A 22608-nucleotide genomic window follows, 5' to 3' on the forward strand; every position below is an offset into this window, starting at 1 on the left:
CCGGTCCGTCAACCTTCGCTCGGCCTGCCGCCACCTACCGGCAGCTCCTCCCTACTGTGCAGTTCATCGAAGGAGTTCGACCATGGCACATCGCCGTACCGTTTCCCCGCTCGAGCGCGATTTGCGCGATATCCAATTCACCGTCAACCGCCTGGTGCAGCAACTGGCGCCGACGTCGCGACGCCGGTTCAACCAGGAGGCGGCGCGTAGTCTGCTGGCCGCGGTGAGCTACAAGCTGGATGTCCTGCAAGCGGTGGCGCGCGCGTAAGCGCGGCGTGAACGACGCTGCCCGGTGGGCCCGCCGGGCGCGGCTTGACCTGATTGTGGCCGGATACTATACCACCGGCACATCCAGCATGATTTCCTCGGCGCATAAGGCTACCGGCTATGGATATCCCCGAACATCTGCGCGATACGCTGCTGCTGCAATTGGCCAACAGTCAGAACGGGATTGCGGTGCTCGATCCCGACGATGTCCTGCTGTATTACAACCAAGCGTTCGCCGAGTTGTTCGCCTTTGGCCAAACGCCGATGTGCGGCCGCACGCATACCGAGGTGTTGCGCTGGATCTATCAGCACGGACTCGTTACCGACCCGATGCAGTCTTTTTCCGATTGGCTGCACATGGCTTATTACGAACACCGCGCGCATGTTTTCCATAATTTCGAGATCGCGTTGAGCGATGGCCGCTGGCTGCTGTTCAGCAAGCAGGTACATCCGACCGGCAATATGTCGCTGGTGGCCGCCGACATTACCCAGGCCAAACAAACCGCGCTTGCTTTGCAAGCCGCGCATCAGGAGCTGGAATACCTGGCGATGACCGACGAGCTCACCGGCGTTGCCAACCGGCGGCATTTCTTCAAACGCATCGGCGAGGAGTTCGATCTTTCGCGCAACCGTAAAACCGCCATCAGCCTGGCGATGCTCGACCTGGATCATTTCAAGCGCGTCAACGATCAGTTCGGCCACCCGGCCGGGGACGAGGTGCTGGTCCACTTCGGTGGCATGCTGCGCGACGTGTTGCGCGGGCGGGATTTCCCGGGGCGGGTCGGCGGCGAGGAGTTCGCCATTCTGTTCCCGGAGACGGCGCAAGCGGATGCCTGCGGCGCGCTGGAGCGGCTGCGCACGACGGTAGCCTCCTCCCCGCTGAACCAGGTGGCCGCCGGGTTCAACTACACGTTTTCCGCCGGACTCGTGGCCTTGAGCGACCAGTTCAGAACCTTCAACGAGTGGATCAGCGCCGCCGATCACGTGCTCTATCAAGCCAAAGCCGCCGGTCGCAACCGTATTGAGGCGTGTTGATGTTTTGACGTCTGAGATCAGGCCAACGGTAGTGCTTAGGAGACCTCCGTCATCGGGTGGCGCGCCCCGAAGGGTTTGGCCAACAGGCGGCCGCCTGACAGCGTTGCGTTCCTTGGCATCGCAGAATAACTGCGACCTGCGTCGCGCGCCTTGCATTCGGCCGCCTGTTGACCAAACGCAGTGGCAAATAACTTGTTCAGAGGGTCCCTAGGGGGTGGGACTGGGCGGATAACAGACCGGGCAGGCCGGGTTGCCGCACTTGAGGCCATATTTGGCCAAGGTGGCATGCCACTCTGCGCTCTTCGCCTGTTGTTCCACGGTGACCACAATGCGCATCGGCGGTTCGAGCGGCAGGTATTGGTTGGGCGGCAGCCCGGCATCGGCGGCCCAGATTGGCGCGGCGGCCAGGCCGAAGAGGGCCGGGGCGAGCCGGGATAGGTGCGATTTCAACGAGATGACCATATCCGCATCATAGTTCAGTTGGCCATCCGGTAGTTAATACATAAATTAGTATTATGTTTTATACAAATTGATTATAGTGTCTGCCGTTAATATTTAATTTAGGAACGGTAGAATGAAAGCGCTGCGAGGATGGCTGGGGGCCCTGATGGTGGTTTCGCTGCCCGTGTGCGGCATGAACGTGCTTGATTTAGCGCCGGGCATGCAGGTCGAGGGGGAGATCCAGTTCAATCAGAGCCACTATCCCTTGCCCAAGGGGGAGTGGACGGTGGTGTTGGCCACCAAGGGGGAAGGGACGATTCCTCAGGGGCGCAATCAAGTGGCGACTTTCAAGGTGGCGAATGTGTTGTTGGCCCATACGCAGCAGGGCCAGTTGGTGGCATTGCTGCGCTTTAGGGGTAATGCCACCGCGTTTCCTCCCACAGGGATTCGTGGTTGGAAAGATGACCCATGCAACCGTGCTCAACGTAATCTTTACTTGCTCAACGCCTACGATGGCAGCTTCTCTTTCCCGGAATGCTTGACCACCCAACCCGTCTACGGTTTTGCCTATAGCAACGATGCTTATTTCGGCACGGTAACGCATTGGCTGACCCAGCACGGCATCAGCGTGCCCGGCACTTTGCTCTATAGCAACTACAGCCGCTATGGCCGCGCGCAATTCATGCAGACCTCGCTGTGGATCAGCCCGAGCGCCTTCGGCTACCAGGACGACGATCAGCGTCTTAAGGATCTCAACAAATGGACCGCCGGCGGCGTCGCGGCGGACAACATCCCGCTGGTCGAGGCGCTTAACGATCTATCGGGCCATTACGCCGACGCGCTGCATCATGCCTTTGACGGCGAAGCGGCCCCGGCGGTGGATTTGGGCGTGCTCAAGCGGGTTCGCTGACCAGGCTCCAGGCCACGGCGGCCTCGGCGTGCAGGCGCGTGGTGTCGAATACCGGCAGCGCCGTGTCGGCTTGCTGAATCAGCAAGCCGATTTCGGTGCAGCCGAGGATCACGCATTGCGCGCCGCGTTCGAAGAGTCCATCGATGATCCGTCGATAGGCGTCGCGCGAGGCATCGCGGATCACGCCTTGGCACAGCTCCTGATAAATCACGTGATGGACGGTGTCGCGTTCGGCGGCCTCGGGCAGCAACACCGATAGGCCGTGCCGCTGTTCCAGCCTGCCGCGGTAGAAATCCTGTTCCATGGTGAAGCGCGTGCCGAGCAGGCCCGCGCGGCTGAAGCCGGCGGCCTTGATCGCGTCGGCGGTGGCGTCGGCGATGTGCAACAGCGGCAGCCGGGTGGCGGTCTCGATCTGTGGCGCCAGCTTGTGCATGGTATTGGTGCACAACACCACGCACTCGGCACCGCCGGCTTCAAGTTGCCGCGCCGCCTGCGCCATGCGTTCGCCGAGCGTGTCCCAGTCGCCTGCGGCCTGCAGTGCCTCGATGGGGGCGAAATCCACGGTCAGCATCAGGCTCGGGGCGTTGTGCTGCCCTCCCAGGCGTGTCCGCGTGGCTTGGTTGATCAGACGATAGTATTCGGCGGAGGACTCCCAGCTCATGCCGCCGATGAGGCCGATGGTTTTCATGTTGTGCTCGATATCGGAGAGGAAAAGGGCTTGCCCTATTATGTCCGTATCGCGCCGGCCATGCTTAGAACCTCTAAACAGAACACATTTCGCGGTTGGGTAGCGTGCGTTCGCGAAGCAACGCACGGTCGTGGGACTCGCTCAAGACGTGCATTGCCTGCGGCGAACGCACGCTGCAAGACCTGGGCGGATGCCTTGCCGGTACTTTTGTTAGAGATTCTTACTCACTGCAGACCAGGCAGTCGCGCCCGTTGCGTTTGGCTTGCAGCAGCGCCGCGTCCGCGCGTCTGAGCAGGTTTTCGATCGACTCCCCCTCGCGCCATTCAGCCAGGCCTATGCAGGCCGTGACGCCGATGCGGGCATCGCCGACGATTTCCTGATGGTGGCGGATGGTCGCCAGCACGCGCTCTGCTACGCCGCGGGCTTGTTCTAGGCGGGTGCGCCGCAACAGCAATAGAAACTCCTCGCCGCCCCAGCGCGCGCAGGCATCGCCCTCGCGCACCGCCTGCTGAATGCATTGGCCGACGGCGATCAACGTCTGATCGCCGGCCTCATGGCCATAGGTGTCGTTGATCTGTTTGAAATGGTCGACGTCGAGCATGGCCAGGGTCATGACGCCGATATCCGCGTCCGTGTGACCTTGCTCGGAACGAATACGCTCAAGCATCATGCGCCGGTTTTCCAGGCCGGTCAGCGGGTCGACATGGGCCAAGCGGGCAATATCCGCTTCGGCGGTCTTGCGTTGGGTGATATCGAAATGCGCTCCCATGATCCGCAGTGCCCGGCCCTCGGCATCCCGCTCCACGACCCGGCCGAGGTCCCATAGCCATGTGACCTGCCCATCAGACCCCAGGGTGCGATATTCGGCCTCGTATCGGGGGGTCTTGCCGTCAAGATGGTCATAGTATTTGGCCACGGTGGTATCGCGGTCATCGGGATGCAGTTTGGCATACCAAAGATCGAAATGCGGCGCCATGTCGCCCGGCTGGAAGTTCTGCAGGTTGAACACCTGCAGTTCGCCCGTTTGCGGCAACCCTTGCCATAGGCATAGACCGGTGCCGTCGAGCGCGGCATCCAGTTTCTCTGTCAGCGCGTGAATTGTCTGCCGGGCCTGCGCCAGTTCGTCGCGGAGACGCGCGATCTCGGCATACAGGTTCTGCGTATCGTTCTGCACCATGCTCCACCTTACCCTTACCCCTCGGATCCTTTGGCGGCAGGGGAAGTTGTAACGAGTGATTATTTACATCTTAACTATTTATTTATCATACACGTGCCTCGCGATGGCTTGAAATGACAATCTAATGAACGCGTGTCATTTCTCGCACGGCTAAACGTAGACATCGACAGTACCCCCTAATGGGGAGGCCCCCGAACGCACTGCACTTTGGCTCGGCACAGTAACCGTCGCGGGCTGCCGGCGTGTGTTGCGCATCGCGTCGGCTTGTTGTTGCTGATGCTTTAATTCGTCGACCTTCTGCTGCAGAGCCTTGATTTTTGCCTTGCCCTCCGGCGTCGTCCGCGATGGGCAATTTTGCCAATCGGCCAACTCCGCTTGATATTTCGCCAACTGGGCATCCAACCCCGCGGGTGGGGCATTGGCGGACGGCGAACCGTAAGCCGCAATGGATGTGGTGCAATCGCTCGATATTGCGCTGCTCATATCGCTTATCTCCGTCATGGCAGTCCATAGAAGGACTGGCGCGTGAGGCCGAGAGGACATGACATAAGTCGGATGCCGAAACGATTTCTGACGGTGTGTTCGAAAACATCGCCCGGTCCGAGGACCGGGCGTGGGTTAAGCGCGGCAGAGGTAGCGTAGCCAAAGATCGCCGTTTATCTCGGTTGGCCGGGCGCCCTCGGCCAGCAACACCTGCGCCAGGCGGTTGCGGGCTTGGTCGAGCGCCGGATCGCCGGGCTCGGCCAGGATCATCGCGTCGACGTGCGCCACCGACGGCACGGCGGCGATGGTCCGCTTCACCAAGGTCAACAAGGCTTGCACCGCCTTGCCGTCGGCTTCGCGCGCGGCGAAGTCGCACAGGATCAGCCGTGGACCTTCCTGTCGGTAGGTCAGGGTAAAGTGCTCGGTCTCGATGGTGTAACCCAGCAGAAAATCACTGGCGAGAAAGTACTCGGCCCGCGGCGAGAATCCCTGGCGCCGCAGGTGGCGGCTGACGTCATCCATGATCGGTGTGTCCACCGGTTTAGCGCTGGATGGCGTCGGACATTTTGCCGAGCAGATTGACCATGTTCTGCAGGTACTGCAGCACGTCCTGCAGCACCTGCTTGGCGTCGCCTTGGGCCGAGTCGCTCTGGCGCAGGCACTGATCGATCTGCTGCTTCAAGTACTCGGCCTGGGCCGTTTGCTGTTGACTGGCCAGTGTCTCCTTGCCGGCGGCGAGATTGGCGCCGCCATCCATGACCTGGCCGACGGCGCGGCCGGCCTCGCTGATCGGCGTGAGGCCGGAGCCGGCCGCCGCGCCGGCGCCGATCATGCCGAGCACGCCGGCGGCGATACCGACGGCGGCCTGGGTCTTGGCCGCTTGGTAGGATTTGTCCGCCGCGTCCATCTGGGTGCGGTAAGCCGCCACGGCGATCGCTTGCGAGGCAACCAGAAAGGTTTGCTGGATCTGGTTGTTGATCTTGTTCAGATCGCGGGCCGACTTTTCCGCCATGATCAGCGCGGCGGCGATCGACATGGTGACGTCAGCGCCATTTTGCAGCGGGTACGAGGCGGCCAGGCCAGCGCTGCTGGCCAAAGGGGTATTCAGGGTCGTCATAGGGTTTCTCCGGAGAAGGGTTAGGCGGCGGCAGTGATCATCATCTGCGCCGCGCCAAGTTGGTTGAGGCCGCCCAAGCCGCCTTGCAGCGCTTGGCCTGCGCTCTTGATTTCGTCTTTGGCCGCGTCCTGCTTGTTGGCGATGATGGCTTGGAACGCGCGCACCAGCGCCTGTTGGAAGTCCATGTCGGCAATGAGCCGCTGAATCGCCCGTTGCAGCTTGGCCCGGTCCAAGTCGATGGCATGCTTGCCGATCGCAGCGGACGAGGACAGCGATACCGTGGTGACTTGCTTGGCGATGTTGAGCGTGGTGGTCACCGAGGCGCCGAACACCGTCTTGGCGATTTGCTGGCGCACCTCGCGCTCGACCTGCTTGGCCACCGCTTTGAGCGTGACTTCGCCGCCGTTCTTGACGGTTTGCGTCGCCACGTCGGTGACGGCCTTCTGCACCAGTTTCTCCACATTTTCCGTGCTGAAGCGCTCGATCATGTCCTTGCTGGCCTTGGCCAGGCTCTTTTTGAGCGTTTCGCTGGTCAGTTCGGCGGTTTCCTTGGCGATTTGCTTGGCGGCCGATTCGATGCCGGCCTTGGTGCCTTCCTTGATCGCGCCCGTCAGTGCTTTGCCGGCTTCGCCGCTTTGCATGACGCGCGAGGTGGCGCGGCCGATGCCCTTGCTGCCCATCAGCCCCTTGGCGGCCTTGCCGATGTCGAAGCCCATGCCGACGAGATCGAACGACATTTCCACCTTGCCGGCAATGTCGGCGATCTTGTTGTAGGTATCGGCGTGTTTCGGATCGGCCAGCGCCAGCGTCGAAGCCACGGCCTTGACCACCCCGGCGACGCCGGCGGCCAGGTCGGCCAGGCCGCCGATCACGTTGCCGGTGACGAGTTTCGCTACCCCGACCACCAGCTTCACGGCGGCGGTGATCCAGTTGCAGATGGTGCCGAGGATGCCGGACTTCTGGGCTTTCTTCTGGTCCGCCAGCGCTTGGTCGATCTGCTGGCGCAGGTCGTCGCATTGTTTCAAGCGGATCTGGTTGGTCGCCTCGATGCGGTTTTGCTGGCCCTTGGTGTCGATTTCCGCCAGCTTGAGGTTGTTGTTGTACAAGCCGGCGGCGGCCGCCGCCATCACCTCGGCCACCGATTTGCCCTCGAAGTTGGTGGCGGTGAGCGGCAGGCCGCTCTGCGTCAGCACGCGGTCGAGCGATTGTTGCGAGGTCTGGGCCGATACGCGCTGGCGCGGCGGCGTCGGGCGAAAGCGGTCCACGCTGTCGGCCATCCGCAAGGCCTGTGCCGGCACGGGCGCGTGCGGGGCGGGTTTGGCCGGCGCGGCGGCGGAATGATCGGTTGGCCACAATGCGGCCGACCCCAATGGGGTGAGGGTGCTAATGGTCATGAGCGCTCCTGTTGTTGCGGACAAAGTGACTGCATGTGCAGTACTTGCTGTTTCAGTTCTTGATATTCCGGTTTGGCGGCACACCAGTTGAGCGCGGCGTCGAAGGCTTGCCGAGCGACGCCGAGCTGGCCGAGCGCGTGCAGGCTCAAGCCGGCAAGGTAGGCGGAGCGGGGGTCGTCCAGGCGCAATTGCCCTGTTTGGCTAAAACTATGCACGGCCTCGTCATGCTCTCCCAGCCGTTGGCAGGTCAGGCCCAACGCCAGCCAGTAATCGAACTGCCAGTGGCTGAGCCGGGTCAGGATGAGCAGCAGCTTTTTGGCGCCGATGAAGTCGCCTTGGTCAAACCGCTGGCAGGCATCGGCGTAGAGGTTGTCCAGATCCGCCGGATCGATATCCAGCAGCGCCTGCATGGTGGCGCCCTGGCGTAGCGCCTCGCGCACGAACTCCATGGATTGCGGCATGGCGGCGTCTCCCGTTCTGAGCGGGGCAAGGCCGGGCTTGCCCCGCGTGGCTTGGCCGATTAGAAGTTGCGGATGACGCCGCTCACCGCGTCGGAAATAGCTTTGATGAAGGAGCTGATCTGGCTGATGCCGTTGTTGTAGTTGCTCATGTACTGCTGCATCTTGAGCTGGTACTGGGCGGACAGGTTGCTGGCCTGATCGGCGGTGGCAGACAACGCGCTTTGAATGCGCGTCATCTGCTCCTTGTCGAGCCCCTTGCCATCGGGATGGCCGATCGACTTCAGATAGTCGTCGATGTTCATCGGACCCTTATCGGTTTGGATCACAATGTTGTTGTCGCGGCAGAACTGCAGCACGTCCGGCGGCACGTCTTGCTTGGCATTGGCATCGGTCATATTGGTAATGATGCCGTCCAGGTTGGCCGCCTGCTCTTTGGCGCCCTCCGCCAGTTTGTTTTGCTGATCCATCTGCTGGCTCACCGTCAAGATCCAGGTGGCGTTGAGATTCACGAAGTGCATCATGGTGTTGATCATGATGAGCAGCGGGTTGACGACCTGATAGATCACCGGGTTGTGCGTGACCGGCGCGGACGGACTCGGCCCTGGCGCGGGGGCCGGCGAGTTGCCGTTTTGACCGTACACGTTGGTGTCGTAGTCGACGTAGGGCGGCGGACCGAAGTTGTTGCTGATGGTTGTCATGGCATTCTCCTTTAAGGTGTTACAGGAACGAGCGACGGATGGCCGAGGCGCTCGTCTTGGGGACGGCGGCGGTCGAAGGCGAGGGGAGTGTCAGCGCCTCCTCGATCACCGCCGGAGGCTGGGATTGCACATAGCGCTCCAAGCGTGCGAGCTGCAGCCGCAGGCGCGGCTCGGCTTCTTGCCAGGCGGTTTGCACCACTTGGCTGAGCGTTTGCAGCGCGTCGCGCGCCTTGGGGTCGTTCTGGGCGCGGGCTTCCAACTGGTGGATTTGCTGTTGCAGTTGTTGCGCGCGCTGCATCTGTTCAGTCAGCTCGGCCTGGGCTTGTTGGCTCTGCAAAGCGAGTTCGCGCTGCGTCGATTCCGGCGTGTATGTCATGGGGTGGAGGCCTTGGGGTCGTTGAGCATGACAGTCATGCTAGAGAGCGCTCGGCGCCGGGGCTGTGGCAATCTGGACGCCTGTTTGGTTTTTTCCTTCGGAGAATTCTTGGTTGTCCGGCGACCCCGGCCGGGCGCCAGGCGTCCGGCCGGGGAGGGCTTAGCGCGCGTTGGGCAGCGCGCGCAGAATCGGGTCGGGGATGACCTTGAGCAAATCGCGCAGCAGCATGACGGTTTCCAGCGTTTTGTTCAGATAGTGCAGGATCGTGTCCGTCACGCCTGTGCCGGCACTGGCCTTGAGCGCGCTCAGAATGTCTTGCAGCTGCGCCTTATCCAGCCCCTTGCCGTCCGGATGGCCGATCGACTTCAGATAGTCCGTTAGCCGTCGCGGGCCGTGCTGGGTTTGGATCGAGATGCCGTTGTCGATCAGGAAAGTCATCGTGTCCGCCGGCAAGTCTTTGCGCGTTTCCGGTTGGTCCATGCCGGTGAGCATGACATTGAGCAGCGCCTGGTGATTTTTGGCGTCGTACGCCGTGGGCTTGCCAGACAGCAAGGTGGCGATGCCTTGCAGCACGCGCTTGCCGGTGTCGATTACCGGCACGATGAAGTTGTCGATGATCGTGGTGGCGATCTGCTTGAGCCGCTCGAGCAGCGTTGGTGACGCCGTCTGTTCCGCGCCTTGGGTGGCGGTTAGCGGTCCCTGTGCGGCGGGGCGAAGGGCGAGAGAGTCGGTCATGTGTTTTCCTAGCAGTGGAAGGTTAAAAAAAGGGCCGCCGGTTGGCTCGACGGCCCTGAGCATCCGCAGCGGGGGGCGCCGGCAGGTGTTGCGCCAGCTGTTGCAGCGCGGCCAGCAGCCGCTTCTGGTTTTGCCCCCAGGGGCCGCGTGTCTGGGCCTCAAGCGCCAGCAGCGCCTGTTGGGCCTGGGGATCGTCTTTGGCGCGTTCCAATAACGCGTGGATGTGTTGTTTCAACTGCTCCGCCTGGCGCAATTGGGTAATGAGCGCGGCCTGGGTCTGTTCGGCGAGCTGCGTGGCCGAGGGGTGCGCGCGGGACGACGGCATGGAAAATTCCTGTGGTTGGTTGAGTCTGCGGGCAATGCTAAACCAGCCGCTGGCGGCGCCATTTTGGGATTGGTGGCCGGAATTTTGTTTTTTGGGCCGTTGGCGCCGTTAATCGTGGGTAGATTTGATGGATATTTTTAGACTATGGGATAATCACAGCCGGATCGGCTGGTCCGACATGATTCCTTTCCGCTTTGGACTCCATGGATATAGAACTCAAGACGCTTACCGCACGGTTGCTGGCGCACCGCGTGGTGAGCCGCAGTGACCCTTTGGCGCGCCGCGCGCTGCTGGACGATATTTTCCGCAACGAGCTCGACCGCCGTTTGGCGGAGGTCGGCTTGCGCCTGGTGGAAAACCCGTATGCCGAACATATCGCCGTGGCGCTTTTGCCGCCGATGATGGAGCCGGTGTTCGGCGCGGATGACAGCTGGATCAACAACAATCTGGGCTTGCCGCGCGACGGGGTGGCGCTGCTGGTGATTCTCTGGGCGCAGATCATCTTGCCCAAGCGCGAGCGTCAGATCTCCCGCGTCGAGGCCGGACGCGAGAATCAGAGCGACATGTTCGGCGCGCAAAAGCCGGTGGAGACGGGAGAATCGGTATCGACCGGCGTGTCGGAAGACGCGCTGTACGCCGATTTCGGCAAGGCATTGGGCGGTCGTACCCGTTTTAACGCCAATTTGGGCCGGCTGGCCAATTTGGGCTTCGTCGTGCGCCGCAACCGCATGCTGCAGGAAGGTCCGATGCTGGATTTGATGATCGATTACAGTCAGATGGCGCCGCGCATTATCGAAGGGGCGCTGAGCGACGTGCTGTCGCGCCGCCAGGCGTTGACGCCTGATGCAGCGTCCGACGCGACGGGAGGCCGCTGATGTTTCAAATGAAGTCGGTGGAAATGGTGCACTGGGATTTTTGGCAGCGGCTGTCGGTGCCGCTGGATGCCCAAATCGTCACCATCATCGGGCCGAACGGCTCGGGCAAGACCACGCTGTTGGACGCGCTGCGCACGCTGTTGGCGATCAAGTGCTCCGGCAAGCGCGATTACAAGCGCTACGTGCGCAACAACCGCGAGGCGTTCGCCTATCTGCGCGGCGTGGTGGACAATCCGCGCCGCCTGGGCGGCGGGCTGTATCCGACGCCGTTTTTCCCGATCGTGAGCGACACGGTGACGCTGTTGTGCCGTATTCGTAAACAGGGCGGCGATTGGGTGCGCCATTACGCCATTCTCGACGGGGATGTGGCGCTGGAAGAGGCCGAGGGTCGCGCGCAGTGGCTGGGCGTGCACGAATACCGCCGTCAGCTGGAAATGGCCGGATTGACCTCGGCGGTGGCCGAGGTGCTGGCCTTGGAGCAGGGCGATACCGACAAATTGACCGAGTACTCGCCGCGGCAATTGCTCGATCTGGTGTTTCAGGTGTTCGGCGACAAGGACGTGCTCGACAACTATCAGCGTGCGCGTGACGAGCAGAAGGCGACCGAACTGGAACTGACCGCGTTGACGCGCCAGGAGGAGGCGTTGGAGACGCGGGTCGAGACCATGCGTACCCGCGCCAACCGCTATGTCGAATGGCGCCAACTGAACGAACGCGTGGCGCAGATCCGCGATCAAGCCTTGCCGGTGCTGAGCCACATGGACGCCAAAGCCGGCGTGGGCGGGCTGTGGCGGGATTACCGCGGTCAGCTGCAAGCGCTGCGCCTGGCGGAAAAAGCGCAGGGAGATAGCCTGGATTTGGTGCGCAAGCTGCAGCAAGCCGAGCAGAGCGCGGCCACGGCCCGCGAGGCGGCGGAAACGCGCCGCCAGCATCTGCAGGATGCCTTTATCGCGCACAAGGCCGACGTGGCGGCGGTACAGGGGCAGTTGAAGGAGCGCGACCGGCTGCAGGCGCTTGCCGGCAAACAGTACGGCGACGACGGGGCCCAGCTGGCGCAGAAGCTTACCGGCTTGCGCGCCGAGACCGAGGCTGTGCGCGACGGGCTGCGCGCCATGCGCCAGCGCCGCGCCGAGTTGACGCAGCATGTCGAGGCGCTGGAGGTCGGCCGAGGCCGTCAGCCCGACGAGGTGCGCCAGTTCCGCGCCGCGCTGGACGAGGCGAACATCCGCCACCTCATGCTGTCGGACATCGTCGAGGTGCTGGATGCGGGCTGGCAGGGCGCGGTCGAGGCGCTGCTGCGGCCGTACCGCCATGTGGTGCTGCTGGAGGACGGCGGCGACCGGCGCGCGGCGTGGGCGCTGGCCGAGCGGCTGCGTTACCGTCATTTTCTGGTGCATGAGCGCGATCAAGCGCCGAAGGCGCGCGCCGGCAGTTTGCTGGAAGTGGTGCGCTTTTCCGCCGCCGCGCCGGAATGGCTGTATCGCCAGCTGGGCAGCGTCACCAAGGTGGAGAACGTGGCGGCGGCGGAAAACGTCGACGGCGATTGGATCACCCGCGACGGCTATTTCAAGGAACGCCGCGGCGCGCGCCATATCGGCGTGGCCGCGCACGAGTACGCTTTTGGCGAGGCGGCGCGCCAGTCGCGCCTGGCTGCCTTGCGCGAGGAAGTGCGCCAGCTCAATCAGCGCATGTTGACCGAGGAGGAGCGTCACGTCGCGCTCTCGGCCGAGGCGGCGCAATTGGCCGAGTATTTGGGCGGGATGGATGCCATCGCCGCGCTCGACGCCCGCGCGGAGGAATTCGCCGCGTTGGAAACGCGTTTGGCCGGCTTGAAGGAGGAAGTGGCGCGATTGGGCGGTCAACTGGCCGAGGCGCAGCAGGAAAAGAGCGATGCCGAGGCGCGCCATGGCGATGCCCGCCTGGCGCATGACCGCGTCTGCCAGCGCGAGCAGGAAGGCCTGACGCAGTTGGCCGCGCTGCGCGCGCAGGTGGAAGGCAGCCGGCGTCAGGTGCGCCGTCTGTTGGCCGAGCTGCGCGAGGGCGCGGCGAGCTTGCCGCGCGAGCAACTCGCCCCCGAGGCGCTGGCGGCGCTGCTGGACGAATACGACAGCGCGGCCGACGCGCGCCATCAGCTCAACTATCTCCAGGAGCGGTTGCAAAGCGGCGACTGGGAAACCGACGAGACCGTGCTGGCGCTCAAGGACAAGCTGGTCGACGATCTGACCCAACTGGCCCACGAGCGCCAACGGCGTCAGCAAGAGGTCGACCGCGCGAGCGGCCTCACCGACGACGCGCGCGCGGCCTATATCAACAAGCTGCGCGCCACGGTGCGCACCTACGGTCAAAACGTCAAGCGATTGGGCGAATTGGCGGGCATCGGCGTCGAGGTCGAATTGCCGAGTCTCGACAACGATGACGCGGTGCTGGCCCAGGCCGGGTTGGTGCTGCGCTTCAATTTCGACCAGAAGGGCATGATGGGCATGAACGACGGTGAGGCGTCGGGCGGTCAACAGGTGATGAAGTCGCTGATTCTGCTCATTGCGCTGATGATGGACGAGGCCAATCCTTCCGGCTTCGTGTTCATCGACGAGCCGTTCGCGCACTTGGATATTTTCAACATCGACCGCGTGGCGGGCTTCCTCAAGGCCACCGAGGCGCAGTATTTGATTACCACACCGAACACGCACAACATCAATATTTTCGCGCCGTCCGAATTGACGCTGGCGACGCGCAAAAAACGCCCGGGCGAAGTCTGGGCGCCGCCTATTTTGCAGACGCGGCGCCGCGTCGAGAGCCGGCCGGCCACGGCGTAGGGAGGAATGGGATGTTTTATTCGATTGCGGCCATCGCCGTCGGTGGTTCGCTCGGCTGCTTGTTGCGCTGGTTCCTGAGCATACAGCTCAATAGCCTATTCCCCACGCTGCCGCCGGGCACGCTAGCGGCCAATCTGGTCGGCGGTTATCTGATCGGCGTGGCGGCGGCGTTTTTCGCCGGGCACCCCGAGTTGCCGCCGCAATGGCGTCTGTTGGTCATCACCGGTTTTCTCGGCGGGTTGACCACGTTTTCCACCTTTTCGGCGGAAACCGCCACGCTATTGCAACAGGGGCGGCTGTTCTGGGCCTGCGGCGAAATCGCCGTGCATGTCACCGGCTCGTTGCTGATGACCTTGTTGGGCCTGGCGACGGTGCAAGGGCTGCGGTCGCTGTAACCGCCAGGCGATAGCCATTATGCATTTGTGGTTGCTTTTTGCCGCTGGCGGCGCAAACTGCGCTTATCTCCACAACAGCAAAAAAGGATTGCGCAATGGCTACTGTCACCCTCAAAGGTAATCCCGTCGACGTGGCGGGCGCGCTGCCCGCCAAGGGCCAAGCGGCGCCCGACTTCCAGCTGACCGCCGCCGACCTGTCCGACGTGTCGCTCGCGACGTTCGCCGGCAAGAAAAAAATCCTCAATATCTTCCCCAGTGTCGATACGCCGACGTGCGCCACCTCGGTGCGCAAGTTCAACCAGCAGGCGTCCGGCCGCGACGACACCGTGGTGTTGTGCATTTCGGCCGATTTGCCCTTTGCCCAACAACGCTTCTGCGGCGCCGAGGGACTGGCCAACGTCAAGACGTTGTCCACCTTCCGCCATCCGGAATTCCTGCAAAGCTACGGCGTGAAACTGGCCCAGGGGCCGCTTGCGGGGTTGTGCGCCCGCGCCGTGGTGGTGCTCGATGCCGATAATCGCGTGCGTCATGCCGAGCTCGTGTCCGAAATCGCCAACGAACCGGATTACGCCGCGGCGCTGGCCGCGTTGTAATGCCCTGGCGCCGCCCGCGCCGGCATGGCCGGGCGGCGCATCTGCCTTCTTCCCGTTTTCTCCGCGTGCCGGCGCTTTGTCGGGCGCGCCAATGCCTGCCGTCGGTGGTGGTTGCGCCAGGCCGTCATTGAAATCATCGATTGGCCATCCTCGCCGCCGGTGCAGGAACTGGCGCATGCGCGGCGCACTCCTCCGGGTATCGGTCACCCACCCTCAATCTCATGGACGCCCTTTCTTATTCCGCTCATGCCCCGCGCGGGCTGGATCTGCTGTTGCGCGAAGCGTTGCTGGCCTTGCATTGCCCGGCAACGAAATTGACCAGCTTCGATCACCATTCGGCGGTGGTCATCGCGCTCAAGACGCTGCCTGATATGCGCGTCGCCGTCGTGGACGATCGGTTGTGGATCTGGAGCTGTCTGCCCGGGGTGACCGAAGCGCAGGTCATGCACGCGGCGGCGGCGGTGCTGGCGCTTTTGTTGCAGCCCATCGACGGCGTGGCCTGCGGCCAATTGAATTTGGGCCGTGGCGCAAGCGGTTATGAATTGAAAGCCTTGCTCGACGCGGATACGTTGCGCCGAAAAGGACTGCAAGCCGTATTGGGGCAGTTTTACCAGCGGCTGGCCGATTTTTGTCAAATCCTAGACGTCAGGAAATAACGCGATGGTACAAATGACGGGACTCGATCGTCGCACGGTCAATGTGGCGTCGGCCGGCGCGGTCATCGCCGCGACGGTCGGCGAATCCATTGTGACGGTCGGCAACGACACGGCGCGCCTCACCGCCAACAAGGCGAGCGGCGCGAATCCCTTTGACGACGATTGGCAAAGCGATCCCTCAAACCCTTTCCGCGATGAGGGCGACGAGCCGATGGACGTTGCTGCCCCGGCCGGCTTCGCGCCGGTTGAATGCGCGGACAGTCTTAACACGTTCAAACGGGCGCTATTGGATTTGCTGAATCTCTATTTGCGCAACGCGGATGAGGGGTTCTTGCCGGCTGGCGGCGTCAACCCGAAGTACGTCGAGAAAATCAAAAGGGATATCGCCCACCACCCAACCATCGCCAGGATGATCCGGCTCGAGGCGGATGAGGAAAATAAGCCGGTCATTCGCTGGCAACACGGCGGGCCTGCGGACAAGGCGGCGATTCAACGGTTATTGGATGCGTTCCGCGAGCGCCATAAAGGCAAGGGCGCGTTTTATAAGCTGCTGGGTCAATTCGATTTCTTGCGGGCAGGTTATCGCGTCATCGGCCAAGCCCAGCAAGAGACACTGTTGCGACAGGTGGCGCAACCGGCCCGGCACGCCCCTGGCCGGGCCGACGTGGTCAACGTCAAGGAAGCCGCCCGGCGGCGGATCGCCGAGCACTTCATCGGCGTCGGCAATCACGAGAAACCGATGGCGGATACGGCATTTGCCGAATTGATCAAATATTATGCCAATGAGATTCCGCAGCTGAATTGCGTTCAAAAAAAGGTTGCAGCGCTGGCCCGCACACACGTCATGCATTTGAACGATCAGGGCTTATTCGACGCGTTGATGCGTGAGTTGCATCAGGTGAAGACGGATAACCGCATCGAACGGTTCAGCGATGGCTTGGCGCACGGCTTGACTGCGTATGAGAAAGCGCTGGATGAACAGATAAACCATATCGTGTATGAATATTCACCGGACGGCGTGGCACAAAAGCTGCTGGAACGGATCGTCGGCGACGTGCTCGACAAGGGGACCGGTCAATATGCCAAAGTGGAGCCGCATAGCCGCAACCCTTTCGACACGACGTGGTTGCTGCAGCGCTCCCCTGTGGTCGGACAAATACGCGAGCTGACCAAGCGTAACCACGAGGCGCTGTTAAATCAGGTGTCGGCAGGCTATGCCTCGGCGTTGACCGATAATTTGATCAAAACCGTTTCGACTTTCTCGGCGGGCGACTTCTTTCAAGGCAAAAGTTTGGAACGGGTGGCGCTCAATGTGGCCAAGCTCAATAACGCGCTGTGCCAAGTCGAGGCATGCAGTACGGCATTTTACCAAAAGCGGCGTGGCGCCTTAACCGAGCATGGCGTCGCGGTATCCTCGCTGGACAGCGTCTTCCGTGATAAGCAGGGCCATTTGCATGCCGCGATCGGTGATAAGTTGGTCGACAACAACAAAGCGGTGCTGGCCTTTTTTAACCGCGATATTGCGGCCATATCGCCCGCGCGGCCCGATCAACCTCGCGCGGCGGTGGGCAATGCCCGACAGTTGCTAGTGCTTGCCCGGCAGGCGGCCGACGCGCTCGGCGATATTCAGCAACAGTCCTGGCCGGCATGGCTCGAACCGCGCCGGCAGGCGATGCGCAATGAGATGCGGCAGGCTGTGGTCCCGTTGCAAAGCGCCATTTTGGACAAAGTGCCCCCGGTCAAGACATGGCGCGAAACGCTGCAGGCCGGCTTGCGCCAGGCATTCCAGTTCACTTGGCCCCGGATTGCCGCCGGTGCCGCCGGGCTCGGGGCGGGGGTGGCGCTATTGGCGGTGGCGGGATTTGCCTGGCCGCTGTTGGCCGGTCTCTTGGCGGCGGGTGTCGTCGTTCTGGTGGGCTGGGTCGGCAAAAATCTCTACGATAGTCTGCAGTGCCGCCGCGAGCTGGCGGATTTACGGCTGCGGATCGACAAACAGCTTGAGCGCATGGCCGCCGTTTAGCCGCGTGACGAGCCCGCCTTGCGCCGGATGACCACGGTGCGGGCGATCTTGTCATGCAGCGCCTGTTTGCGCGCATCGACGATCACCCAGGCGTGGCCTAGGCCTAGAGTGAGATACGACAGCGTGCATGCCAGCGTGCGCAGCCAAGCCTGGCGTTGCCCCAGCGTCGCGCCGGTGTCGGCGTCGACCACTTCGGCGCGCAACAGATATTTGCCTGGCGTCGCGCGGATGCGGGTCAGGCAAAACACCGTCAGCACGGCGGGCAAGAGCCAGCGTGCCAGCGCCATGGCCACCAGCGGCAACGTGGCGCGCCAGCAGGCGCCGTCGGCGCCGCAGGCGGCCAGGACGTGCCAGGTCAGCCCCGGCACCGGCCAGAGCTTGGCCATCAGGCTCGTCAGTCCCAGCACCAGGAGTTTGTCGACGAGCCAGGCGCCGGCGCGTGGCACGAAGCCTACGTATTCAACATCGTTCATCGTGGGGAAACGGCTGTGCGTCGGCCGGTCAGTGTAGCCGGCCAACATGACGGCATTATTCGGCCGCGTCGGCGATGAGGCTTTCGCGGTGCTTTTGCGCCAAACGTTGATAGTGCTCGGCCGAATAGCGGAAGTAGGCGATCTCCTCGGCGCTGAGCGGGCGCACCGGCTTGACCGGGTTGCCGAGATACAGATAGCCGGACTTCAGATGCTTGCCGGGCGGCACCAGGGAGCCGGCGCCGATGAGCACGTGCTTTTCGATGACCGCGCGGTCGAGCACGATGCTGCCGATACCGATCAGCACCTCGTCGCCGATGGTGCAGCCGTGCAAGGTGACGTGATGGCCGATGGTGACGTGCTCGCCGATGACGAGCGGCGCGCCTTGCGGGTCCTCCGCGCGCTTGTGGGTGACGTGCAGCATGGCGAAGTCCTGCACGTTGCTGCCCTTGCCGATCTGGATGCGGTTGACGTCGCCGCGAACCACGGCGCAGGGCCAGATCGAGGTGTGCTCGCCCAAGGCGACGTCGCCGATCACGACCGCGGCGGGGTCGATGTGGCTTGTCGCGTCGATTTGCGGCTTGATCCCGTCGTAAGATCGGATATTGTGATTCATGGCCTCGGTCCTCATATAACTGACATTGCTTAGGGCCTGTCTGCAAACTATTTGTGAACTGCGCTGGCCTGGCAAATGGCCAGATGCTAGGCGGGGGGCGCCGGCCTTAGTCATTCTAAGGCCAAGCCGCGCAACGACGCAGATGGCCGTTTGCCAGGCCAGCCCTTCGGGGCCGGCGTCTGCCGGCGCATCGCTTTGTCGTTTGCCCCTGGCAGTGAATGACACTGCGGCGGGGCGCACTCCTCGCGCTGCATCCGGCGGACACCGGCCGCAGCCGCAAATAGTTTGCAGACAGGCCCTAGTCCCCTATGATACCCAACGCAAAGGGATGCCAAAAGAATGACAGTCAATCCGCTTCTTGATTTTTCCGGTCTGCCGCGTTTCGGCGAGATCCAGCCTGAACACGTCACCCCGGCGGTGGACGCCCTGCTTGAGGCGGCACGCGATACGGTGGCCCAGCTGACGGCCGCTGACGCGCCGACGGACTGGGACCATTTTGTCGAGCCGCTGAACGACGCCACCGAACGGCTGTCCCGCTGTTGGGGTGTCGTCAGCCATTTGAACGCGGTGGTCAACACGCCGGAAATCCGCGATGTCTACAACGCCAATATTCCCAAGCTGTCGGCGTTTTGGAGCGAGCTGGGACAGAATCTGGCGCTGTATGCCCGGTTCAAGGCGTTGCGCCAGTCGCCGGCCTATGCCGGCTATAACGCGGCACGGCAGAAGATCGTCGAAAACAATCTGCGCGATTTCCGGCTGTCGGGCGCCGAGTTGCCCGAGGCGCAAAAAGCGCGCTTCGTCGAGGTGCAAAGCCGCCTGGCCGAACTGTCGGCGCGCTTCGAACAGAATGTGCTCGATGCGACCGACGCGTTTACCCTGTATCTCGATGACCGGAACGACCTGGCCGGCGTGCCGGAAGACGTCTGCGCCATGTTGGCGGCCAACGCGGCGCAGGACGGCCGGGACGGCTTCAAGCTGACGCTGCAGTTCCCCTGCTATTTGCCGATCATGCAATACGCCGATAACCGGGAATTGCGCCACACGCTGTACGACGCCTACGTCAAGCGCGCGGCCGAGTTCGGCCCGGCCGAGCACGACAACGGTCCGGTCATGCGCGAGAAACTGCAATTGCACCGCGAGGAAGCGAGCCTGCTCGGCTTTGCGCACTTTGCCGATTTGTCGTTGTACACCAAGATGGCCGAGAGCCCGGCGCAAGTGATCGGCTTTTTGCGTGATCTGGCAGTGCGTGCCCGGCCGTTCGCCCTGCGCGATCGCGCCGAGCTTGAGGCCTTTTCGCGCGATGAACTCGGCTTGCCCGAGCTCGCCGCTTGGGATCTGGCCTATGCGTCCGAGAAATTGCGCGTGGCGCGCTATGCCTTCTCCGACCAGGAGGTGAAGCAGTATTTTCCGGAACCGACCGTGCTGGCGGGATTGTTCCAGGTGGTGCGCACGCTGTTCGCGGTGGAAGTGCGCGAGGCCAAGAGCGCGGTTTGGCACCCGGAAGTGCGTTATTACGAAATTCTGCGCGACGGCAAGGTGATCGGCAGTTTCTATTTCGATCTCTATGCCCGCGAAGGCAAGCGCGCCGGCGCGTGGATGGACGATGCGCGCGGCCGCCGCGTCCGCGCCGGCAAGCTGCAGACGCCGGTGGCCTACCTGACCTGCAATTTCAGCGCGCCGTTCGGCGGCAAGCCGGCGCTCTTCACCCACGATGAGGTGATCACGCTGTTCCATGAGTTCGGCCATGGTTTGCATCACCTGCTCACTTGCGTCGACGAACTGTCCGTCGCCGGCATCAACGGCGTCGAGTGGGACGCGGTCGAGCTGCCGTCGCAGTTCATGGAGAACTTCTGCTGGGAATGGGAGGTGTTGCGCGGCATGAGCGCCCATGTCGACAGCGGCGAGCCGTTGCCGCGTGCGCTCTACGATAAGATGATCGCGGCGCGCAATTTCCAATCGGGCATGCAGACCGTGCGGCAGTTGGAGTTCGCGCTGTTCGATATGTTGCTCTATAGCGACTTCGACGCCGACCGTGGCGATTGGCTGCAATTGCTCGACACCGTGCGCGCGGAAGTCGCCGTGAATTTCCCGCCTGCCTACAACCGTTTCCCCAATAGCTTTGGCCATATCTTTGCCGGTGGTTACGCGGCGGGGTATTACAGCTACAAGTGGGCGGAAGTGCTGTCGGCCGACGCTTATAGCGCTTTCGAGGAGGCTGGCGGCGCCAATGGGCAAACCGGCGAGCGCTTCTGGCGCGAGATTTTGGCGGTGGGCGGTTCGCGCCCCGCGCTGGCGTCCTTCCGTGCCTTCCGCGGACGAGACCCGCAGATCGATGCCTTGTTGCGTCACGCCGGCATGGTGGAAGAATTAGCGGGTGCTGGGAACTAATTTCAATCGCGATAACTCAAATGAGTCTGTTGTGTAACCAACAGCAGCGAGCTTGGACGTAAAGTCTTCCCCAAGGACTCAAATCGTCGGCCCCCGTTTTTTAACGGGGGCTTTTTTTGGGCCTCGTCTCGCCTGCGGCGGCAAGCGGCCATGCGCTGTCCTCGGCCAGGGATCACCGTTATCCGCAGCGGATACGACAATGCCAACCGGCCAGGACGCGCAGACGCGTTCTATCAGTCTTTTTTGGGCTGTTGTTGCGGCGCGTCGCTCTCGGGACGCTGATTGAACGACGGGGTGCGAATCGAAAAGCCTGGCATGATGGGCGCCAGCGTGGAACGCGAAGGACGGGAGGTGGTGGTGCTGGGTTGCTTGCTGAAATGGGGCATTCGACTGGAAGGGCCTGTCATGATGGTTCTCTGGTTACGAAGACGATTTCATTGTATGAACTGGCGGATTGTCTGACAACACAAATCCTCCTTTCCTATGCCAAAGGCGTGTTGTATCCAATATCCAAAGTACCAATACATGGAATGAGTTGTGTAGTTCGTTGAAAAATAACGACAAATTGGAATATAACCGTAATATCCTAATATGCGCCTAAATCCGTCTTGGTGTGGTTAATTTGGTTGGCCGTCGATCCATGATGACGGAATGCCGCGGCGTATGCGGTTTGCGCGCGGTCAAACCTCTCTGTAGATTTGCCTGTATAATCAATTCATTATATTAATACATGACTTGCATGCCTTCCCTCGCCATACCCGCCGTGCCGTCACGCGCCTTGCTGCAGCTGTCCGCCGGCATCATTTGCCTCGCTTTTTCGCCCGTGCTGGTGCGGCTGGCCGATGTCGGCCCGGTGGCGGCGGCGTTTTATCGCCTGCTGCTGGCGCAGCCTATCCTGGTATTGCTGTTGATCCCGCGCTTCAAGAGTGGCGAATCGCTGGCCTGCTCCTGGTGCGCGCGCTGGTGGGCTTGGTTATCCGGGGTGTTTCTGGGCTTGAATCTGGTGTTGTGGAATCAGTCGCTCTCGATGATCAGCATTGCCAACGCGTCGCTGGTCGATAGCCTCGCGCCGCTGTTCATCACGTTGTTCGCCTGGTGGGGCATGGGGGAACGTCCGTCGCGGCAATTGGCGCTGGGCATGGTGTTGGCTGTGGTGGGAACGTTTTTGCTGATCCTGGGCGAGGGCGGCGGATTTGCCGGCATCCATGACAGCCGACTGGTGGCCGGTCATCTGGTGGCGCTATTCGGCGCGCTGCTCTATGCCGCGTATTTCCTGGCGCTCAAACAGGCGTTGCGCCGCGGCGCGTTTCCGCGCGTCATGCTGGCCAGCTGCATGGCGGCCACGGTGACCTTGGTGCCGCTCTTGCTGTGGCGAGGCGGCGCGCTGTTGCCGCATGGCTGGATGGCCTGGAGCATGTTGGGCGCGATGGCGCTTTTGGTGCATTGCGCCGGGCAGGGGTTGGTCGGCAAAGGATTCGACCGCCTGCCCGCTGCGACGGCCTCGTTGATGCTGTTGGCTCAGCCGGTGGTGTCGGCCCTGCTGGCATGGGGTTTGTTCAGCGAAGCGCTGGGCATGCTGCAGATCGCCGGCGCCGGCACGGTGCTCGCGGGCGTGTACTGGGGCGGTAAAAAATAAGCGCAGGCGCCATGCCGTCGTTATGCTTGAGTTGATTTG

At 62.4% G+C, this 22608-nt stretch carries 26 protein-coding genes; 11 read left to right on the forward strand and 15 right to left on the reverse strand.

The features are described from left to right. Nucleotides 1-82: 82 nt before the first annotated feature. Both JOZ06_RS01900 and JOZ06_RS01905 read left to right on the forward strand, forming a co-directional pair. Entirely contained in the window at nucleotides 83-268 is a 186-nt protein-coding gene (locus JOZ06_RS01900) for a hypothetical protein (protein WP_293228112.1), read from the forward strand. A 119-nt stretch (nucleotides 269-387) separates the two neighbouring features. Next, the gene (locus tag JOZ06_RS01905; RefSeq protein ID WP_293228114.1) at nucleotides 388-1302 is read left to right on the forward strand and encodes a sensor domain-containing diguanylate cyclase; all 915 of its coding nucleotides are present in this window, start codon (nucleotides 388-390) and stop codon (nucleotides 1300-1302) included. Nucleotides 1303-1509: 207 nt separating this feature from the next. On the opposite strand, the gene JOZ06_RS01910 is transcribed toward JOZ06_RS01905, so the two are convergent. Continuing rightward, entirely contained in the window at nucleotides 1510-1764 is a 255-nt protein-coding gene (locus JOZ06_RS01910; protein ID WP_293228115.1) for a hypothetical protein, read from the reverse strand. A gap of 112 nt (nucleotides 1765-1876) precedes the next feature. Here JOZ06_RS01910 and JOZ06_RS01915 point away from each other — a divergent pair, with 112 nt between their 5' ends. After that, complete coding sequence (locus tag JOZ06_RS01915; RefSeq protein WP_293228117.1) at nucleotides 1877-2653, forward strand: hypothetical protein; 777 nt, start codon at nucleotides 1877-1879, stop codon at nucleotides 2651-2653. Here JOZ06_RS01915 and JOZ06_RS01920 read toward each other — a convergent pair. The 11 genes from JOZ06_RS01920 to JOZ06_RS01970 form a co-directional block, all read right to left on the reverse strand. Then, complete coding sequence (locus JOZ06_RS01920) at nucleotides 2637-3341, reverse strand: aspartate/glutamate racemase family protein (RefSeq protein WP_293228118.1); 705 nt, start codon at nucleotides 3339-3341, stop codon at nucleotides 2637-2639. The two genes, JOZ06_RS01915 and JOZ06_RS01920, sit on opposite strands and share 17 nt — an antisense overlap. A 220-nt stretch (nucleotides 3342-3561) precedes the next feature. Continuing rightward, nucleotides 3562-4518 carry a sensor domain-containing diguanylate cyclase gene (locus JOZ06_RS01925; protein ID WP_293228119.1) on the reverse strand — a complete coding sequence of 319 codons (957 nt, stop codon included), beginning with the start codon at nucleotides 4516-4518 and terminating at the stop codon, nucleotides 3562-3564. A 150-nt stretch (nucleotides 4519-4668) separates the two neighbouring features. Further along, the gene (locus JOZ06_RS01930) at nucleotides 4669-5019 is read right to left on the reverse strand and encodes a hypothetical protein (protein WP_293228121.1); all 351 of its coding nucleotides are present in this window, start codon (nucleotides 5017-5019) and stop codon (nucleotides 4669-4671) included. Nucleotides 5020-5136: 117 nt separating this feature from the next. Then, on the reverse strand, nucleotides 5137-5523 hold the full coding sequence (locus JOZ06_RS01935) for a hypothetical protein (RefSeq protein WP_293228122.1): 387 nt from the start codon (nucleotides 5521-5523) through the stop codon (nucleotides 5137-5139). 19 nt (nucleotides 5524-5542) lie between these two features. Beyond that, nucleotides 5543-6118 (reverse strand): hypothetical protein, encoded by a 576-nt coding sequence (locus tag JOZ06_RS01940; RefSeq protein ID WP_293228124.1) that lies wholly within the window; start codon nucleotides 6116-6118, stop codon nucleotides 5543-5545. A 20-nt stretch (nucleotides 6119-6138) separates the two neighbouring features. Beyond that, the gene (gene sctE, locus JOZ06_RS01945; protein WP_293228126.1) at nucleotides 6139-7512 is read right to left on the reverse strand and encodes a type III secretion system translocon subunit SctE; all 1374 of its coding nucleotides are present in this window, start codon (nucleotides 7510-7512) and stop codon (nucleotides 6139-6141) included. Continuing rightward, the gene (locus tag JOZ06_RS01950) at nucleotides 7509-7973 is read right to left on the reverse strand and encodes a SycD/LcrH family type III secretion system chaperone (RefSeq protein WP_293228127.1); all 465 of its coding nucleotides are present in this window, start codon (nucleotides 7971-7973) and stop codon (nucleotides 7509-7511) included. The genes sctE and JOZ06_RS01950 overlap by 4 nt, the downstream gene beginning before the upstream one ends. Nucleotides 7974-8032: 59 nt before the next feature. After that, the gene (locus JOZ06_RS01955) at nucleotides 8033-8671 is read right to left on the reverse strand and encodes a hypothetical protein (RefSeq protein ID WP_293228128.1); all 639 of its coding nucleotides are present in this window, start codon (nucleotides 8669-8671) and stop codon (nucleotides 8033-8035) included. Nucleotides 8672-8690: 19 nt separating this feature from the next. Next, on the reverse strand, nucleotides 8691-9047 hold the full coding sequence (locus JOZ06_RS01960; protein ID WP_293228129.1) for a hypothetical protein: 357 nt from the start codon (nucleotides 9045-9047) through the stop codon (nucleotides 8691-8693). A gap of 159 nt (nucleotides 9048-9206) precedes the next feature. Then, nucleotides 9207-9782 (reverse strand): hypothetical protein, encoded by a 576-nt coding sequence (locus tag JOZ06_RS01965; RefSeq protein ID WP_293228131.1) that lies wholly within the window; start codon nucleotides 9780-9782, stop codon nucleotides 9207-9209. Between the two features lie 22 nt (nucleotides 9783-9804). Further along, nucleotides 9805-10107, reverse strand: a complete 303-nt coding sequence (locus JOZ06_RS01970; protein WP_293228133.1) for a hypothetical protein — start codon at nucleotides 10105-10107, stop codon at nucleotides 9805-9807. A 203-nt stretch (nucleotides 10108-10310) separates the two neighbouring features. Between JOZ06_RS01970 and JOZ06_RS01975 the strand changes: the two genes are divergently transcribed. From JOZ06_RS01975 to JOZ06_RS02000, 6 genes are all read left to right on the forward strand, one after another. Further along, the gene (locus JOZ06_RS01975; RefSeq protein WP_293228135.1) at nucleotides 10311-10982 is read left to right on the forward strand and encodes a hypothetical protein; all 672 of its coding nucleotides are present in this window, start codon (nucleotides 10311-10313) and stop codon (nucleotides 10980-10982) included. Next, on the forward strand, nucleotides 10982-13795 hold the full coding sequence (locus JOZ06_RS01980; protein ID WP_293228137.1) for an AAA family ATPase: 2814 nt from the start codon (nucleotides 10982-10984) through the stop codon (nucleotides 13793-13795). The genes JOZ06_RS01975 and JOZ06_RS01980 overlap by 1 nt, the downstream gene beginning before the upstream one ends. A gap of 11 nt (nucleotides 13796-13806) precedes the next feature. Continuing rightward, nucleotides 13807-14190: a fluoride efflux transporter CrcB gene (gene crcB / locus JOZ06_RS01985; protein WP_293228139.1), complete on the forward strand. Its 384-nt coding sequence runs from the start codon at nucleotides 13807-13809 to the stop codon at nucleotides 14188-14190. Between the two features lie 95 nt (nucleotides 14191-14285). Continuing rightward, nucleotides 14286-14783, forward strand: a complete 498-nt coding sequence (gene tpx, locus JOZ06_RS01990; RefSeq protein ID WP_293228140.1) for a thiol peroxidase — start codon at nucleotides 14286-14288, stop codon at nucleotides 14781-14783. A gap of 140 nt (nucleotides 14784-14923) precedes the next feature. After that, a complete protein-coding gene (locus JOZ06_RS01995) occupies nucleotides 14924-15439 on the forward strand; it encodes a hypothetical protein (RefSeq protein ID WP_293228142.1) in 516 nt (171 codons plus the stop codon). Nucleotides 15440-15443: 4 nt separating this feature from the next. Next, complete coding sequence (locus tag JOZ06_RS02000) at nucleotides 15444-17459, forward strand: hypothetical protein (protein WP_293228144.1); 2016 nt, start codon at nucleotides 15444-15446, stop codon at nucleotides 17457-17459. Here JOZ06_RS02000 and JOZ06_RS02005 read toward each other — a convergent pair. Beyond that, the gene (locus JOZ06_RS02005; protein WP_293228146.1) at nucleotides 17456-17980 is read right to left on the reverse strand and encodes an RDD family protein; all 525 of its coding nucleotides are present in this window, start codon (nucleotides 17978-17980) and stop codon (nucleotides 17456-17458) included. The two genes, JOZ06_RS02000 and JOZ06_RS02005, sit on opposite strands and share 4 nt — an antisense overlap. 7 nt (nucleotides 17981-17987) lie before the next feature. Beyond that, entirely contained in the window at nucleotides 17988-18545 is a 558-nt protein-coding gene (locus tag JOZ06_RS02010; RefSeq protein ID WP_293228148.1) for a gamma carbonic anhydrase family protein, read from the reverse strand. 339 nt (nucleotides 18546-18884) lie between these two features. Between JOZ06_RS02010 and JOZ06_RS02015 the strand changes: the two genes are divergently transcribed. Next, nucleotides 18885-20933, forward strand: a complete 2049-nt coding sequence (locus JOZ06_RS02015; RefSeq protein WP_293228150.1) for a M3 family metallopeptidase — start codon at nucleotides 18885-18887, stop codon at nucleotides 20931-20933. Between the two features lie 233 nt (nucleotides 20934-21166). Here the strand turns inward: JOZ06_RS02015 and JOZ06_RS02020 are convergent, their stop codons facing one another. Further along, nucleotides 21167-21340 (reverse strand): hypothetical protein, encoded by a 174-nt coding sequence (locus JOZ06_RS02020; protein ID WP_293228152.1) that lies wholly within the window; start codon nucleotides 21338-21340, stop codon nucleotides 21167-21169. A gap of 332 nt (nucleotides 21341-21672) precedes the next feature. On the opposite strand from JOZ06_RS02020, the gene JOZ06_RS02025 reads away from it, so the two are divergent. Further along, nucleotides 21673-22569: a DMT family transporter gene (locus tag JOZ06_RS02025; RefSeq protein ID WP_293228154.1), complete on the forward strand. Its 897-nt coding sequence runs from the start codon at nucleotides 21673-21675 to the stop codon at nucleotides 22567-22569. Nucleotides 22570-22608 lie beyond the last annotated feature (39 nt).

Origin of the sequence: Paludibacterium sp. (assembly GCF_019232825.1) — a bacterium.
Classification (GTDB): Bacteria; Pseudomonadota; Gammaproteobacteria; order Burkholderiales; family Chromobacteriaceae; genus Paludibacterium.

Excerpts from the sequence above, each read along its gene's own strand:
- JOZ06_RS02025 (WP_293228154.1), top strand. The coding sequence starts at position 21,673 with ATGCCTTCCCTCGCCATACCCGCCGTGCCGTCACGCGCCTTGCTGCAG.
- crcB (WP_293228139.1), top strand. The coding sequence starts at position 13,807 with ATGTTTTATTCGATTGCGGCCATCGCCGTCGGTGGTTCGCTCGGCTGC.
- JOZ06_RS01975 (WP_293228135.1), top strand. The coding sequence starts at position 10,311 with ATGGATATAGAACTCAAGACGCTTACCGCACGGTTGCTGGCGCACCGC.
- JOZ06_RS01960 (WP_293228129.1), bottom strand. The coding sequence starts at position 9,047 with ATGACATACACGCCGGAATCGACGCAGCGCGAACTCGCTTTGCAGAGC.
- JOZ06_RS02010 (WP_293228148.1), bottom strand. The coding sequence starts at position 18,545 with ATGAATCACAATATCCGATCTTACGACGGGATCAAGCCGCAAATCGAC.
- JOZ06_RS02005 (WP_293228146.1), bottom strand. The coding sequence starts at position 17,980 with ATGTTGGCCGGCTACACTGACCGGCCGACGCACAGCCGTTTCCCCACG.
- JOZ06_RS01905 (WP_293228114.1), top strand. The coding sequence starts at position 388 with ATGGATATCCCCGAACATCTGCGCGATACGCTGCTGCTGCAATTGGCC.
- JOZ06_RS01980 (WP_293228137.1), top strand. The coding sequence starts at position 10,982 with ATGTTTCAAATGAAGTCGGTGGAAATGGTGCACTGGGATTTTTGGCAG.
- JOZ06_RS01950 (WP_293228127.1), bottom strand. The coding sequence starts at position 7,973 with ATGCCGCAATCCATGGAGTTCGTGCGCGAGGCGCTACGCCAGGGCGCC.
- JOZ06_RS01940 (WP_293228124.1), bottom strand. The coding sequence starts at position 6,118 with ATGACGACCCTGAATACCCCTTTGGCCAGCAGCGCTGGCCTGGCCGCC.
- JOZ06_RS01930 (WP_293228121.1), bottom strand. The coding sequence starts at position 5,019 with ATGACGGAGATAAGCGATATGAGCAGCGCAATATCGAGCGATTGCACC.
- JOZ06_RS01965 (WP_293228131.1), bottom strand. The coding sequence starts at position 9,782 with ATGACCGACTCTCTCGCCCTTCGCCCCGCCGCACAGGGACCGCTAACC.
- JOZ06_RS01910 (WP_293228115.1), bottom strand. The coding sequence starts at position 1,764 with ATGGTCATCTCGTTGAAATCGCACCTATCCCGGCTCGCCCCGGCCCTC.
- JOZ06_RS01935 (WP_293228122.1), bottom strand. The coding sequence starts at position 5,523 with ATGGATGACGTCAGCCGCCACCTGCGGCGCCAGGGATTCTCGCCGCGG.
- JOZ06_RS02000 (WP_293228144.1), top strand. The coding sequence starts at position 15,444 with ATGGTACAAATGACGGGACTCGATCGTCGCACGGTCAATGTGGCGTCG.
- JOZ06_RS02015 (WP_293228150.1), top strand. The coding sequence starts at position 18,885 with ATGACAGTCAATCCGCTTCTTGATTTTTCCGGTCTGCCGCGTTTCGGC.
- JOZ06_RS01955 (WP_293228128.1), bottom strand. The coding sequence starts at position 8,671 with ATGACAACCATCAGCAACAACTTCGGTCCGCCGCCCTACGTCGACTAC.
- JOZ06_RS02020 (WP_293228152.1), bottom strand. The coding sequence starts at position 21,340 with ATGACAGGCCCTTCCAGTCGAATGCCCCATTTCAGCAAGCAACCCAGC.
- JOZ06_RS01970 (WP_293228133.1), bottom strand. The coding sequence starts at position 10,107 with ATGCCGTCGTCCCGCGCGCACCCCTCGGCCACGCAGCTCGCCGAACAG.
- sctE (WP_293228126.1), bottom strand. The coding sequence starts at position 7,512 with ATGACCATTAGCACCCTCACCCCATTGGGGTCGGCCGCATTGTGGCCA.
- JOZ06_RS01925 (WP_293228119.1), bottom strand. The coding sequence starts at position 4,518 with ATGGTGCAGAACGATACGCAGAACCTGTATGCCGAGATCGCGCGTCTC.
- JOZ06_RS01920 (WP_293228118.1), bottom strand. The coding sequence starts at position 3,341 with ATGAAAACCATCGGCCTCATCGGCGGCATGAGCTGGGAGTCCTCCGCC.
- tpx (WP_293228140.1), top strand. The coding sequence starts at position 14,286 with ATGGCTACTGTCACCCTCAAAGGTAATCCCGTCGACGTGGCGGGCGCG.
- JOZ06_RS01900 (WP_293228112.1), top strand. The coding sequence starts at position 83 with ATGGCACATCGCCGTACCGTTTCCCCGCTCGAGCGCGATTTGCGCGAT.
- JOZ06_RS01915 (WP_293228117.1), top strand. The coding sequence starts at position 1,877 with ATGAAAGCGCTGCGAGGATGGCTGGGGGCCCTGATGGTGGTTTCGCTG.